The 14,500-nt window shown below is 70.0% G+C and carries 14 protein-coding genes; 9 read left to right on the top strand and 5 right to left on the bottom strand.

What is annotated here, in order from left to right:
- Positions 1–111 precede the first annotated feature (111 nt).
- A complete protein-coding gene (locus ABE487_RS07470) occupies positions 112–2,856 on the bottom strand; it encodes an EAL domain-containing protein (RefSeq protein WP_346442528.1) in 2,745 nt (914 codons plus the stop codon).
- Positions 2,857–3,006: 150 nt separating this feature from the next.
- On the opposite strand from ABE487_RS07470, the gene ABE487_RS07465 reads away from it, so the two are divergent.
- Both ABE487_RS07465 and ABE487_RS07460 read left to right on the top strand, forming a co-directional pair.
- Positions 3,007–4,323 (top strand): sensor histidine kinase, encoded by a 1,317-nt coding sequence (locus tag ABE487_RS07465; RefSeq protein ID WP_346451868.1) that lies wholly within the window; start codon positions 3,007–3,009, stop codon positions 4,321–4,323.
- A gap of 35 nt (positions 4,324–4,358) precedes the next feature.
- Positions 4,359–6,068 carry an EAL domain-containing protein gene (locus ABE487_RS07460; protein WP_346448390.1) on the top strand — a complete coding sequence of 570 codons (1,710 nt, stop codon included), beginning with the start codon at positions 4,359–4,361 and terminating at the stop codon, positions 6,066–6,068.
- A gap of 21 nt (positions 6,069–6,089) precedes the next feature.
- Here ABE487_RS07460 and ABE487_RS07455 read toward each other — a convergent pair whose 3' ends face one another.
- The 4 genes from ABE487_RS07455 to flgA all read right to left on the bottom strand — a co-directional run bounded on the left by ABE487_RS07455 (position 6,090) and on the right by flgA (position 8,767).
- Positions 6,090–7,259 (bottom strand): ATP-binding protein, encoded by a 1,170-nt coding sequence (locus ABE487_RS07455; RefSeq protein ID WP_346442534.1) that lies wholly within the window; start codon positions 7,257–7,259, stop codon positions 6,090–6,092.
- A 95-nt stretch (positions 7,260–7,354) separates the two neighbouring features.
- Positions 7,355–7,690, bottom strand: a complete 336-nt coding sequence (locus ABE487_RS07450; RefSeq protein ID WP_346451869.1) for a flagellar protein FlgN — start codon at positions 7,688–7,690, stop codon at positions 7,355–7,357.
- A gap of 4 nt (positions 7,691–7,694) precedes the next feature.
- Positions 7,695–8,012 (bottom strand): flagellar biosynthesis anti-sigma factor FlgM, encoded by a 318-nt coding sequence (flgM, locus tag ABE487_RS07445; RefSeq protein WP_346442538.1) that lies wholly within the window; start codon positions 8,010–8,012, stop codon positions 7,695–7,697.
- Between the two features lie 107 nt (positions 8,013–8,119).
- Positions 8,120–8,767 (bottom strand): flagellar basal body P-ring formation chaperone FlgA, encoded by a 648-nt coding sequence (gene flgA, locus ABE487_RS07440; protein WP_346451904.1) that lies wholly within the window; start codon positions 8,765–8,767, stop codon positions 8,120–8,122.
- Between the two features lie 137 nt (positions 8,768–8,904).
- On the opposite strand from flgA, the gene ABE487_RS07435 reads away from it, so the two are divergent.
- The 7 genes from ABE487_RS07435 (at position 8,905) to flgG (ending at position 14,499) form a co-directional block, all read left to right on the top strand.
- The gene (locus ABE487_RS07435; RefSeq protein ID WP_183426914.1) at positions 8,905–9,864 is read left to right on the top strand and encodes a chemotaxis protein; all 960 of its coding nucleotides are present in this window, start codon (positions 8,905–8,907) and stop codon (positions 9,862–9,864) included.
- A gap of 78 nt (positions 9,865–9,942) precedes the next feature.
- Positions 9,943–10,350, top strand: coding sequence for a flagellar basal body rod protein FlgB (flgB, locus tag ABE487_RS07430; protein ID WP_346448389.1), 408 nt, complete (start codon positions 9,943–9,945; stop codon positions 10,348–10,350).
- A gap of 3 nt (positions 10,351–10,353) precedes the next feature.
- Entirely contained in the window at positions 10,354–10,761 is a 408-nt protein-coding gene (gene flgC, locus ABE487_RS07425) for a flagellar basal body rod protein FlgC (protein ID WP_047135034.1), read from the top strand.
- Positions 10,761–11,429 (top strand): flagellar hook capping FlgD N-terminal domain-containing protein, encoded by a 669-nt coding sequence (locus tag ABE487_RS07420; protein ID WP_346451871.1) that lies wholly within the window; start codon positions 10,761–10,763, stop codon positions 11,427–11,429. Before flgC ends, ABE487_RS07420 begins: the two co-directional genes overlap by 1 nt.
- Positions 11,430–11,469: 40 nt before the next feature.
- A complete protein-coding gene (gene flgE / locus ABE487_RS07415) occupies positions 11,470–12,693 on the top strand; it encodes a flagellar hook protein FlgE (RefSeq protein WP_346451873.1) in 1,224 nt (407 codons plus the stop codon).
- 97 nt (positions 12,694–12,790) lie between these two features.
- Positions 12,791–13,540, top strand: coding sequence for a flagellar basal body rod protein FlgF (locus ABE487_RS07410; protein ID WP_346451875.1), 750 nt, complete (start codon positions 12,791–12,793; stop codon positions 13,538–13,540).
- A 173-nt stretch (positions 13,541–13,713) separates the two neighbouring features.
- Entirely contained in the window at positions 13,714–14,499 is a 786-nt protein-coding gene (flgG, locus tag ABE487_RS07405) for a flagellar basal-body rod protein FlgG (protein WP_346442548.1), read from the top strand.
- The last annotated feature ends 1 nt before the right edge of the window (position 14,500 follow it).

Below are 14,500 nucleotides of genomic sequence, written 5' to 3'. Positions count from 1 at the left end.
CGCACGCTTGGCAGCTTCTCGACACGACAGCTCGCAAAACCGGGGTCAGGGTGCAATTTCTCGAGGCGAAATTGCACTCTGACCCCGGTTTTCCCTCGTCCGGCGGCTCGGTCAGCGCGCTGTGGCGCCGTCCACGGCCTGGTGGTGGGCGAGCAGCCAGCGCGCCATCTCGCGCGGCGGTAGCGGGCGCGAGTACAGATAGCCCTGGACCTCGTCGCAGCCGGACTCGAGCAACAGGCGCTCGTCTTCCATCGATTCCACACCTTCGGCCAGGACCTGCATGCGCAGCGCCTTGCCCAGGTGGATGATCGCGCGGGCGACCTCGACAGCGCGCCGCGAGCCCCCGAGTTCGGAGATGAAACTGCGGTCGATCTTGAGCCGCCCCACCGGGAAGCGGCTCAGATAGCTCAGGCTCGAGAAGCCGGTGCCGAAGTCGTCGATGGCCAGCGCCACGCCGGCGCCCACGAGCATGTCGAAGCAGGACCGCAGGGCCTCGGTGTCGTGCAACAGCGCCGATTCGGTCAGCTCGAGCTCGAGCCGGGCCGGCGGCCAACCCGCCTCGGCGCAGGCGGCGAGGACCCGGCTGGCGAACGCGGTGTCGCGCAACTGCACCGCCGAGACGTTGATCGACATCCGGCCGAACGCGATACCGGCCGCCTCCCACGCCGCGGCCTGGCGGCAGGCCTCGCGCAGCACCCAGTCGCCGATCGCAGCGATGTCGCCGGTCGCTTCTGCGATGCCGATGAACTCGTCCGGCGGGCAGACCCCGAGCTCGGGATGCTGCCAGCGCAGCAGCGCCTCCACCCCCGAGACGCTGCGGCGTGCGATGTCGACCAGCGGCTGGTAGGCGAGTGTGAACTCTTCATGCTCGAGCGCGCCGCGCAGCGCGTGTTCGACATCCAGCCGCCGCCGGGCGAGCCGCCAGGCATCGGGGCTGTAGAACTCGACCCGATTGCGCCCGCCCTGGCGCGCGCCGTGCAATGCGACCCCGGCGGCACGCAGCAGTTCGTCGAAGCCCACGCCCGCAGGCCGGATCGCGATGCCCGCACTGATGCCAAAGCGCAAGATCTCGCCGCCGACCGGCACCGGATCCGAGAGCCCGGCGACGATCCGCTGCGCGCTGCTGGCGACATCGTGACGGCTTTCGCCCTGTTGCAGCAGCACCACGAACTCGTCGGCGCCTACGCGTCCGAACAGGTCGCCGGCATCGACGAGCATGTGCAACCGGGTGGCGATGGCCTTGAGCACGCCGTCGCCTGCGGCATGGCCATGGGCCTCGTTGATGCCGCCAAACCCCGCGACGTCGAGCAGCAGCAGCGCCTGGTAGGCGGACGCGTTGGCGACCAGCGCCGTCTCGATGTCCTGGCGCAGCCGGGTGCGATTGGGCAGCCCGGTCAACGCGTCGAAGTGCGCCAGGCGCTCGATGCGCTCGCTGGCGGCGCGCTCGCGGGAAATGTCGCGGAACAGCACCAGCCAGCGCGCCGGTCGGCCGTCGCCCGACTCGTAGTCGACGACGGCCTGGGTCCACACCTGCGCACCGTCGGGCCGGTAGAAACACAGCTCGATGGTCTGAGTGGGCGCGCCGCCGGCGGTGCGGCTCATCGCCGCTTGCAGGATCTCGCGCGATTCGGTGGTGTAGTGGCGCAACAGCTCGTCGAGCGCCAGCGACTCGCCCTCGCGGCCGTGCAGGCCGGCGCACTCGCCGGTCCAGTGCAGACGCCGGGTCGCGGCGTCGACTTCGCAGCCGCCAATGCGGCCGAGTTCGGCGACGCGCCGCAACAGGTCGCCGCGCCGATGTGCCTCGGCGTCGGCATGCCGCTGCCGGGTCACGTCCTGGACCTGTGCCAGCACCCGCGCCGGCAGCCCGCCCTCGTCCTCGTCGCCGCTGAGCGAGGCCCAGATCTGCAGGTGCGCAGGGCCGGCGACGCTGTCGACCACCAGGTCGAAATGCGCGGGCTTGGCGCACTCGCGCAGGCAGCGCCAGCTGGTACGCAGCACCGGGAACTGCGCGCGCGGAATCCGCCGCAGCCACACGCGCAACGAGCCGCCGTCGCCGACGCCCAGCAGTTGTCGCAGCTCGGGCGCGCTGTGCACCAGCCCTGCGGCCGGGGCCCAGCTCCAGCTCGACATGCCGGCCAGGCGCTGGGTGTCCTCCACCAGGCGCCGCTGCTCGCGCAAGCGCTGCTCCAGCCGCTTATGGTCGTCGATGACGGTCAGCGTGCCGGCCACCTTCAGCGGCGCGCGCTGGGCGTCGCGGGCGATGATCCGACCGCTGTCGCGCACCCAGCGCCAGCCGGCGGCGGGCTGCAGGCAGCGGTATTCGCACAAATAGGACGATTCGCGCCCGGTCAGATACGCACCGATCGCCTCCCGCATCCGCCCGCGGTCCTCCGGATGCACCCTGCGGCACATCTCCTCGAACGACAGCGGCGCGCCATCGCGATGGCCGACGAGCCCATGCCAGGTCGCCGAACCACGCAGTTGGTCGTGACGCACGTCCCACACCCACAGGGCATGCCCGCCCGCTTCCGCGGCCTCCAGCCAGTCCTCGACATCTTCCGACAGGCTCACGCTCAACGAAAATGCGATCGGGCCGGCCCCGTCCACCGAGATCGCGCGCAATCGGCCGTACAGCGGGGCGTCCGGTCCCGGCAGTTCACAGGCGATCGCATGCTCGCCATCGAGCAATCGCGCATAGAGCAGCGACAGCGACGGCGCATGCAGTTCCACCAGGCGGTCCAAGCCCCGCCGCCGGGCGGCCGGGTTGGCGACCAGGCAGCGTCCGCCGCGGTCGAGCAGCAACAACCCGTCGGACAGCGGGTGATCGAGAAGACTCGAGATGACGCCGGCATCCATCTGGGACCGTTTCGCTCCGTGTCGGCTTGGTAGGTCGCGGATCGCGACTTTGCTCACCGTCCGTTAGCGGCGACCGTGGGACGAAGTTGAGCGCTGTCGAAAGCAGCCCGGTAGACTCGTGGGCGAACGATGCACGGGGCAGCCGGTCAGATGGTTTCCGCACACACGAACGTCCGCGCCGCACGGCGCCAGGACGAGGCGTTGCGCCGCCGATTCGCCGCATTCGGCCGCCGCGTCTGGCTGGGCTGCCTGCTCGGCGGGCTGGCCTGGCTGGGGGTTTGCGCGGTGCTGCCCGCGTCGCTGCCCGCCGCCGGACCGCTCGACGGCCGGCTGCTGGTCGCCGCGTTGCTGCTGATTCCGGCGGCCGGACTGCCCGGCTGGTGGCTGCGGCGACAGGCCGCCAGCCTGGTCCGCAACCACGAGCGCGCGCTCGCTGCCGCCCGGCGCATCGAGCGCGACCGGGAACTGCGCGAACTGCTGGAACTGCTGCCCGACGGCACGCTGCTGGTCGCAGGCGGCCAGGTCCGCCACGCCAATGCCGCCGCTGCGGCCGCGTTCGGCTACGCCGGGTCGATGGCGGGGGTGACGGCCGCGACGCTGGTCGCAGACGAGGACCGGGCGACGTTCGACGCGCTGCTCGCCGAGCCCACGCACGCGCGCGACACGCCTGCCCCGCGCATGCGGCGCCGGGACGCGACTGGCTTTCGCGCCTCGCTGACCGCCAGCCGCACGCGTTACGAAGACACCGATTGCGTGCTGGTGGTGTTGCGCGACCTGAGCGAGGTGGAGCGGATGCGCGACGCGCTGGCGGCCGGCAACGCCGAACTGCGTGCGCTCGCGGCGCGCATGTTCACGTTGCAGGAAGACGAGCGACGCGCGATCTCGCGCGAGCTGCACGACGACATCGGGCAGTCGGTCACCGCGATGAAGCTGGCCGCCGGCAGTGCATTGGTGGAGACCGACCCGCTGCGCCGCCGCGACGACCTGGAGGACATCGCGATGCTGGCCGATGCGACGATCGAGCGCCTGCGCGACATCTCGGTGCTGCTGCGCCCGCCGCAGCTCGACGCGCTGGGTCTGGAGGCCGCGCTGCGCGCGCATGCCGCACGGTTGCTGCGCAACGCCGCGCTGCAGGCCGAGGTCGAAGTCGCAACGCTGACACGCCGGCCGGCCCGCGAAGTCGAGCAGGCCTGCTTCCGCATCGCACAGGAAGCGCTGACCAACATCGTCCGGCACGCCCGGGCGAGTCGGGTGGCGTTGCGGCTGTACGAGGACGCCGGCACCTTGTGCCTGCACGTCGGCGACGACGGTGTCGGCTTTCCCGACAGCGCACCGACGGGGCTGGGCCTGGTGATCATGCGCGAGCGCGCGCAAGGCGTCGGTGGCCGACTGGACGCGGCGTCCTCGCGTACCGGCGGCACGCGGATCGAGGCGCGCCTGCCCTACGACGTGCAGGCCATCTCATGACCGCTGCAGGCCGGGCGAGCCGGTAGAATCCCGCGATGCAGCCTACCTCGATGCCGCTGGAACGTCTGGGTGCCGGTCACCCTGCCCTGGCGCGGATGATCCGCGATGCCAGAACCCGCGGCGGCGCCCTGGCGGTGCTGCACGTGGACATCGACCATTTCGTCTCGGTGAACCAGAACATGGGCACGGACGTCGGCGACGCCGCGCTCCAGGCGGTCGGCGCCCGGCTGCAGGCCAGGCTTGGCGCGCAGGGCATGGTGTGGCGCCACGGCAGCGACGAGTTCGTCGTCGCCGCCTGGCTGTCCGACGACGCGCCCGCTTCGGCGCAGGCACTGGCCGAGGCCCTGGTCGAGGAGATCGAGCGCCCGCTCGAAGTCCTGCCCTATACGCTCTTTCTCGATGCCAAGCTCGGGGTGAGCCTGTGCCCGCAGCACGGCACCGAGCCCTCGGCCCTGCTGCAACTGGCCGAGAATGCGGTGCGCCGCGCCTCGCACGCGGTCTACGAACACGTCCAGTTGCACAGCAACGCGGCCGCCGATCGCAGCCAGGGCGAGAACGGCATCGGCCGGCAGATCCTCGAAGCGCTGCCCAATGGGGAGTTCCGGCTGCGCTACCAGCCCAAGATCAGCGCCCGCGACGGGCGCGTGATCGGCATGGAAGCGCTACTGCGCTGGCAATCGCCGACCCTCGGCCTGCTGTTGCCCGAGCGCTTCCTGCCGACTGCCGAGCGGATCGGCGCGATCCTGCAGATCGGCAACTGGATGCTCGATCGCGTGGTCGCACAGATCCGCACCTGGCGCGAACAAGGGTTCGACGATTTCTTCGTCGGCATGAACGTCACCACGCAACAGTTGCTCGACCCGGCATTCGTCGATCGCCTGCTCGGCCGCATGCAGCAGGCCGGACTGCCGACCTCCTCGCTGGTGCTCGAGCTCAACGAGCGGGCGCTGGGGGCGAACATCGACGTCGTCCATCGCGCAGTGTCGACGCTGCGCCACGAGGGCATCGGGGTCACGCTCGACAACTTCGGCACCGGCGACGCCAGCCTGGGCGCGCTGGTGCGGTATCCGGCCGATATCCTCAAGATCGACCGCAGCTTCATCAACGCCGCGCCTGCAGGCAGCCGCGAGACCGCGATCGTGAGGGCATTGATCGCGATGGGCCACCAGTTGGGCATGAAGGTGATCGCCAATGGCGTGGAGACCGAGGCCCAGCTCGGCTTCCTGCGCCGGGCCGACTGCGACTATTTCCAGGGCTACCTGTTCGGCGAACCGATGAGCGCCGAGACCGCGGGCCAGGCGCTGCGTCGCCGCTATCTGCGTCCGGAGCTGTTCACCGCGACCAAATCGCATCGCACGCTGCTGCTGGTCGACGACGAGGAGAACGTGCTGCGGGCGCTGGTGCGGCTGTTTCGCCGCGACGGCTACCGGATCCTGGCCGCCGGCAACGTGCGCGACGCGTTCGGCCTGCTGGCGACCAACGAAGTGCAGGTGATCCTGTCCGATCAGCGGATGTCGGAGATGGACGGCACCGAATTCCTCGGCCGGGTCAAGATGCTCTATCCCGACACCATCCGCCTGGTGCTCTCGGGCTACACCGACCTGGCCACGGTGACCGAGGCGATCAACCGCGGCGCGATCTACCGGTTCCTGACCAAGCCCTGGGACGACAACGTGCTGCGCGACCACATCCGCCAGGCGTTCCGGACCTACGACATGCAGCGCGGGCGCGACGGCACGGAGTAGGCGCCAGGCGCACACCCCGACTCAGGCGTGCGCACCCGGTTGCCGCACCGGCAGCACGATGCGGAAGCGGCTGCCGGTGCCCGGCGCGCTGTCGACCTCGATCCGGCCGTGGTGCTTGGCGACGATGCCATACGAGATCGACAGCCCCAGGCCCGTGCCCTTGCCCACCGGCTTGGTGGTGAAGAACGGGTCGAAGATCCGCTGCAGCATCTCGGCCGGAATGCCGTTGCCGCTATCGGCGATCTCCACCCAGACCTCCTCGCCCTCGTGGCCGGTGCGCACGGCGATCGTGCCCTGGGTCTCGATCGCCTGGCCGGCGTTGAGCAGCAGGTTCATGAACACCTGGTTGAGCTCGGACTGCAGGCATTCGACCATCGGCAGCGTGCCGTAGTCCTTCTCCAGCGTGGCCTTGTAGCGCAGCTCGTTCCAGACGATGTTGATCGTCGATTCGAGCCCGGCATGCAGGTCGGCCAGGCGCCAGGCGTGCTCGCGGTCCGAGCGCGAGAAGTCGCGCAGGTCGCGGACGATGCGGGTGACCCGCTCGATGCCCTGCCGCGACTCGGTCAGCAGCTGCGGCAGGTCGCGGCTGATGAAGTCGATGTCCAGGCGTTCGCGGGTGGCGTCGATCTCCGCACGCATCGTCTGCGGGTCGTCGCTGCGCAGCGCGCGCTCGTAGACATCGATCAGCGCGAACAGGTTGCCGACGTACTCCTGCAGGCTGCCGAGGTTGGAATGGACGTAACCGATCGGGTTGTTGATTTCGTGCGCGACGCCGGCGGCCAACTGGCCGATCGAGGCCAGCTTCTCGGCCTGCAGCAACTGCTCCTGCGCCGCATTGAAGCGAACGTTGAGCTCGCGGTGGCGCTGCAACAGTTCGTCGTCGCCGCGTCGCGGCCGGCCCGGGTCCTGCAGCACCAGCAGGTAGCGCCCGTCGTCGGCCGCCAACCGATACAGACGCGCGGCGACCTGGGTGCCTTCGCCGAAGGCGACCTGGTCGCGCCAGCGGCCGGTGGTCTCGGCCTGCTCCAGCGCCTGCGCCGGCAGCAGCGCGTCGAGCCTATACGCGTCGGCGGCCCAGGTCGGATGCAACCGCTGCAGCGCATCGCCGGTGGGGTTGGCGTACAGCAGGCGACCGTCGCCTCCGTAGAGGTAGACGCCCTCCTCGATACAGGACAGGACCGAAGTGGGCATGGTCGGGGGCGGTGCGACGACGGGATCGGAAATCGGGGGCACTGCGTGGAGCCGGCTACGGACGCCTGACGATTCTAACCGCAGGACGTCGCCGCTCAGGCGACCGCGAGTTCGCGGCTGCGGCAATCACGCTCGGCGCGGCCCTGTGCGTCGTACCCGGGCAGGCTTTCGGACCGCCCCAGGTGTCGCAGCGCCCAGTTCACCTCGCGCCGGCGCCGGGCGAGCAGCGCACCGTTGGCGCGGTTGAGCTCGCTCAGCTCGGCCAACGGGCCGGCCAGTTCGCCGGCCGGGCAGCGCTCGAGCTCGCGCAGCGCGACGATCTTGTCCTGGGTCGAGCGCATCAGCGCGCCGACATCGTGGCAGATCAGCGCCTCGCGCTCGTCGGCGAGCGCGCTCGCAAGACGGGCCAGACTGTCCTGTGCCGCCGTCATCGGATCAGCCGCCCAGGCGGGCGTCGAGATCGAGCATCCGCGAGGCGATCGCCTCGGCGTCGACGCGGTAGCTGCCCGAGGCGATCGCCTCGCGCACGGCCTGGACGCGCGATTCGTCGAAAGCCGGTCGTGTCGAGAGGTCGCGCTGCAGGGCCTGCAGGCCAGTCGCCTCGCCGGTCAGGCGCAGGCTGTCGCCGGTCGTGGCGCTGGCGGCTTCGACCGCCTTGTCGCGGCTGTCGCCGGCGCGGGCCACCTGGGCGCCGGCCACGGGCGCGGCACTGCGGACAGTCGGCGCCTGGAGTCCATCGATCTTGTGGGTCATGACGGGGATCCTGACACGAAGTGCGTGAATGGGTTCGTGGATGGTATCGGCCCCGGTCCGCGGAGCTTTAGCGCGGATCGGCGCCGGGCGTGGGATCGCATCGTCGACTAACGCCCGACGACCACGTCGCCGGCCGGGTCGACGATGCCCTGCACCACCCGGCGCGAGGACAGGTTCTCGACACTGACCCGCTCGCGCTCGCCGGCGTCGCCGAGCGCGCGACCGGCCATGCGCACCTCGATACCGGCCTGGCGCGAGACCAGCGCGACGGTGTCGCCTCGGCGCACCAGCCGCGGCGACACGAGGTCGCCTGCGGTCAACACGCTGCCGGCGAGCAAGGTGCGGCGCGCGCTGCGGCCAATGGCATCGGCCGGATTGGCGACCGCCGCGCCGGCCACGCGTGCGCCGTCGCGACGTTCGGCGATGAGATCATCGGCCGCGAGCGCCTGGCCTGCAGCCACGCCGCGCGCCAGCACCAACACCGTCTGGCTGCGCCGCACGCGGACCGGCACATACAGCCGCCAACCGCTGGGGCAGCGCACCTCCACCGTGGCGCCGCCGCTGCGGGCGGCCTCCAGCGGCTCGGCGCACCGCGGCATGCGCAGCGCCGGGTCGAGCGTCGCCTCGGCCTCACCGCTCTCGACCGCCGACAGCGCCGCCAGGCGGATCGAATCGACCGACTGGAATGCGTCCGACGCGGCCACCGACGTGCCCCCAGCGACCGCCAGCAGCGCGGCGCTCAGGCACCAGGCCATTGCGGCGGGTCGCAGCAGGCAGACGGTCATGGCGGGGCCCTCACGGACGAACGGATACCGCAGGCGATGCAAGCGCCGTGCCGCGGCGCGTGTCGGTCGCCGCTCAAGTCGTGGGGTTGCGCGCCGATACCGCAGGCATGTCGCAGGATCTGCTCGACCGCATCGACCAGCGTACCCGCCTCGCCGGCCACAACCGGCTGGCGCTGCTGCTGTTCCGTCTCGGCGGACGTCAGGTTTTTGGCGTCAACGTGTTCAAGGTGCAGGAAGTCCTGCGCCGGCCGCATCTGTTCCGCGTGCCGGGGCTGCCGGCGCAGTTCGCCGGGGTCGCCGACGTGCGCGGGCGCAGCGTGCCGGTGCTCGACCTGGGAGTGGCGATCGGCCATCCCGAGCGCAGCGACGACGCCCCACCCGGTTACCTGGTGGTCACCGAGTTCAACCGTTCGGTCCAGGGCTTCCTGGTCAGCGGGGTCGAGCGCATCGTCAACATCGCGGTCGAGGACGTGCTGCCGCCGCCCGACCTGGGCGCCGAGGGCGGCTACCTGACCGCGGTCACGCGCTACCAGGGCGAGCTGATCCAGGTGATCGACGTGGAGAGCGTGCTGGCCGACATCTCGCAGGCGCGGATGGATGCCGACCTGTCCCCGGACTATGCGCTGCCGGCCGACGCGCCGCCGATGCAGGTGCTGGTGGTCGACGACTCGCGCGTCGCGCGCCAACAGATCCGCAGCGTGCTCGACCAACTCGGCGTCGGCGTGACCCTGCTGTCCGACGGCCGCCAGGCGCTCGACCACCTGTTGCAGTTGCATGCGGCCGGCGAGCCGCCCTCGCAGCGCTACGCGATGATCGTCTCCGATATCGAGATGCCGGCCATGGACGGCTACACGCTGACGACGGAAATCCGTCGCCACCCCGGCCTGGCCGACCTGTACGTGCTGCTGCACACCTCGCTGTCGGGCGTGTTCAACACCTCGATGGTGCAGAGCGTGGGCGCCAACGCGTTCGTCGCCAAGTACAGCCCGCACGACCTGGCCGACGAAGTGCTCAAGCGCCTGCACGAGGTCGCCGAGGCGGCCGGCGGGCGACTCGTCGCCGCCTGAGCCCGGTCGCGGCCACCGCGCCGGGCGCCCTGGCACGCCGCTTGCACGGTCACCGGCGACCTCCGCCGGAGCCCGGCCATGTCCAATCCGATCTCGTCCTACCTCGGGCTGCAGGCCGATGCGCTGCCGCTGCGCGAGCAGCGGATGAAGCTCATCGCCAGCAACCTGGCCAACGCCGACACACCCGGCTTCCAGGCCCGCGATCTCGACTTCAACGCCGCGCTGGCCGCCGCCGCACGCACGCGCGAAGCCGGCGGGCAGCCGCCGCTGCGCGAGCGCGCCGACCACATCCCGCTGCCCGGCGCCGATGCCTTGGCGCCGTTCGAGGTCGCGCGCGTCGCCGCCCAGGCCAGCCTGGACGGCAACAGTGTCGATCCCGATGCCGAGCGCGCCGCCTACGGCCGTGCGGCGCTGGAGTACCGCGCCTCGCTGAGCTTCCTCGAATCCAAGGTCCGCACCCTGCTGACCGCCATCACCGGACAGTAACCGATGAGCAACCTGCCGATCTTCGACGTCGCCGGTTCGGCCATGCAGGCCCAGTCGGTCCGCCTGAGCACGCTGGCCAGCAACTTGGCCAACGCCGACTCGGTTGCCGGCTCGCCCGAGCAGGTCTACCGGCCGCTCGAGCCGGTCTTTCGCGCCAGCGCGCACGCCAGCGACCCGGCCCTGACCGGCGTGCAGGTGGCCGGCATCGTCGAGCGCGAGACTCCGCCGATCCAGCGCTACGAACCCGGCCATCCGCTCGCCGATGCCCAGGGCTATGTGTACGCGCCGGATGTCGACCCGGTCTCGCAGATGGTCAACCTGATTTCCGCCTCGCGCAGCTATCAGGCCGGCGTGGAGATGATGAACACCGCCAAGGAACTGGCCGTCGCCACTCTGAGCATGGGCCGCTGATGAGCACGATCTCCAGCGACATCGCCAACAGCCTCGGCCTGGCCGGGGGCGGCAAGGCGACCGACAAGAAGGACGCCTCGCTCGGCCAGGCCGACTTCCTGCGGCTGATGACCGAGCAGCTCAAGCACCAGGACCCGCTCAAGCCGATGGAGAACAGCGCGTTTCTCGGCCAGCTGGCGCAGTTCTCGACCGTGCAGGGCATCCAGGATCTCAACACCTCGGTCAACGGGTTCGCCAGTGCGATGGCCAGCGACCAGCTGCTGCGCGGCGCAAGCCTGGTCGGCCGCGACGTGGTGCTGCCGTCGGCCAAGCTGGCGCTGCCCAACGAAGGGGCTGCGAGCGGCCTGGTCGCCGCCCCGGCGGCCGGTACCGTGAACTTCGACGTCACCGACGCCAACGGCCAGCTGGTCCACCAGTTCAGCGTGCCCGCGCATGCCGCTGGCGAGGTCGCGTTCGCCTGGGACGGCACCGATGCCGCCGGCAACCGGCTGCCGGCCGGGACCTATGGCATCGCTGCACGCCATCTGGCAGGCAGCGGCGAGTCCTCGGTACTGAGCACCTATGTGCGCGCCCGCGTCGACAGCGTGTCGGTCGGCAGCGACGGCCTCTACCTCGACCTCGACGGCCTGGGCACCGCGCCGATCGGCTACGTGCTGCGCGTCAACTGACCGCCCTTTTCATCCGCGCTCGACCTCAACGGAGTCCGCCATGAGCTTCAATACCGCCCTGTCCGGCATCAACGCGGCCAACGCCGACCTCAACGTCACCGCCAACAACATCGCCAACGTCAACACCACCGGCTTCAAAGCATCGCGCGCCGAGTTCAGCGACCTGTTTTCGCGCACGTCCTACGGCCTGGCGCGCAACGCGGTCGGCTCGGGTGTGAAGCTGAGCAACGTCGCCCAGCAGTTTTCCCAGGGCAACATCGCGCCGACCGGTCGCAATCTCGACATGGCGATCGACGGCGAGGGCTTCTTCACCCTCAACAAGAACGGCGCCCGGCTCTATAGCCGCGCCGGCAACTTCCAGGCCGACAACCAGGGGTACATCGGCACCCCGGACGGGGCCCGCCTGCAGGTCTATCCGCCCAGCGCCAACGGCAATGGCTTCGACATCGGCCGGGTCACCGATCTGCAACTGCTGACCACCGACAGTCCGCCGCGCGCGACCACCGCGGTCCACCTGAAGTTCACCTTGCCCGGCAACGCGCAGCCGCCCACGATCGCGGCCTTCGACCCGAGCGAACCCAACAGCTACACCGCCTCGAGCGGCGGCGTCACGGTGTTCGACTCGCTGGGCGTGAGCCACGTGCAGACCTCGTACTTCGTCAAGACCGAAGCCGCCAACGAATGGCAGGTGCACACCTACATCGACGGCGGACGCGTGGGCGATGTCGCCACGCTCACCTTCACCGACAACGGCGCGCTGGCCACGCCCGCCGACGGCCGCATCGCGTTGACGCCGTTCGCGCCGGGCAATGGCGCAGGCGAGGTCGCGGTGACGCTCGATGTCAGCGGCTCGACCCAATACGGCAACGGCTTCCAGCTGCGCGACAACCGCCAGGACGGCTACGCGGCCGGCAAGCTCGACGAGATCAGTATCGCCGCAGACGGTGTGGTCTTCGCGCGCTACTCCAACGGCGCCAATGCCGCGCTGGGCCAGGTCGCATTGACGACCTTCGTCAACCCGCAGGGCCTCAAGTCTCAGGGCAACAACTTCTGGGCCGAAAGCTACGACTCGGGCGCCTCGCGCACCGGCGTGCCCGACAGCGCCGACTTCGGCCAGCTGCAGGCCGGCGCGCTGGAATCGTCGACCGTCGACCTGACCGAACAGTTGGTCAACATGATCGTCGCCCAGCGCAACTTCCAGGCCAACGCGCAGATGATCTCGACCCAGGACAAGGTGACGCAGTCGGTCATCAACATCCGATAGGCCGGGGTTCGGCCACCGGCGCGTCAGGTATCGACGGCCCGGTGATCCGCCCGCTGCACGTCGCGTTCTCTCGCTTCTCGCTGACCGAGCCCGTCGAATGGACAAAGCCCTCTACGTCGCCATGAGCGGCGCGCGCGCCACGCTGCAGGCCCAGGGCACAGTGGCGCACAACCTCGCCAATGCCGAAACTGCCGGGTTCAAGGCCGCGCTGGCCAACACGCAGGCGTATCGCGTGCCCGGCGGCGAACACGCCTCGCGCATCGACGCAATGCACATCGATCAGGGCTTCGACAGCCTGGTCGGTGCGCAGCGAGTCACCGGCAACGCGCTCGATGTCTCGCTGCGGCCCGACCGCTGGCTGGCGGTGCAGTCGGCCGACGGCGGCGAGGCCTATACCCGCGCCGGAAATCTGTCGCCGACCCCCAACGGCCGGCTGGTGACCGGCGGCGGACATCCGCTGATCGACGAGAACGGCCAGCCGCTGGCACTGCCGCCGCACCAGGCGCTGGACATCGGCGAAGACGGCACGGTGTCGATCGTGCCCCTGGGCGAAGGCCCGCAGACGCTGGCAATCGTCGGCCGCCTGCGCGTGGTCGAAGCGCCCCCCGACCGGCTCACACGCGGGCTCGACGGGCTGATGCGCAGCGCCGATCCCCAGCGGCCGCCGGCCCAGGCTGTCGGCAACGTCATGACCACCGGCGCACTGGAATCGAGCAACGTCGACGCCGCCGGCGCCCTGGTGCAGATGATCCAGTTGCAGCGCCAATTCGAAATGCAGGTCAAATTGATCCAGCGCGGCGACGACAACGCCCAGGCCGCCAACAGCCTGCTCCGCCTGGGCGGCTGACGCTAGAAAACCGACGTCTCAAAACCGGGGTCAGAGTGCAATTTCGTCGTCGTAGCAAGACGACCCGATGCAGTCGCTAAGAAATTGCACTCTGACCCCGGTTTTGAGGCGATGGCACGGGGATTGCATCGCTGATTGGGGACGGCGCGGTGCGCCGCATCGAGGACACGACGATGAACCAGGCACTGTGGGTGGCGAAGACCGGGCTGGATGCGCAGCAGACGCGCATGTCGGTGGTCTCCAACAATCTGGCCAACACCAACACCACCGGCTTCAAGCGCGACCGCGCCAACTTCGAGGATCTGCTGTATCAGCAGGTGCGCCAGCCGGGCGGTGCGACCTCGGCGCAGACGCAGCTGCCAACCGGCCTGCAGTTGGGGACCGGTGTGCGCGTGGTGTCGACGGCCAAGGATTTCCAGCAGGGCAATCCGCAGCAGACCGGCCGCGCGCTCGATGTGATGGTCAACGGTCGCGGGTTCTTCGAGGTGCTGCTGCCCGATGGCACCTCTGCCTACACCCGCGACGGCAGCTTCAAGATCAGCCCACAGGGCGAACTGGTCACCAACAGCGGCTTCGCGGTGCAGCCGGGCATCCAGATCCCGGAGGGCGCGCAGGCGATGACGATCGGCCAGGACGGCACGATCACCGTGCAGATGGCCGGCGAAGGCCAAGCGCTGGAGATCGGCGCGCTGACGATCACCGACTTCATCAATCCCGCGGGCCTGCAGGCGCGCGGCGAGAACCTGTATCTGGAGACGACGGCCTCGGGCCCTGCCCAGAACGGCACGCCCGGCCTCAACGGGCTGGGGCTGATCGAACAGGGCGCGCTGGAAGGCAGCAACGTCAACGTGGTCGAGGAACTGGTCAGCATGATCGAGACCCAGCGCGCTTACGAGATGAACGCCAAGGCGATCTCGACCACCGATTCGATGCTCGGCTATCTGAACAACAAGATCTGAG

The organism is Luteimonas sp. TWI596 (genome assembly GCF_039674105.1).
In the GTDB taxonomy this organism is placed as follows: domain Bacteria; phylum Pseudomonadota; class Gammaproteobacteria; order Xanthomonadales; family Xanthomonadaceae; genus Luteimonas.
The sequence above is the reverse complement of the archived record's forward strand: the minus strand, read 5'-3'. Positions and strand labels throughout refer to the sequence as shown.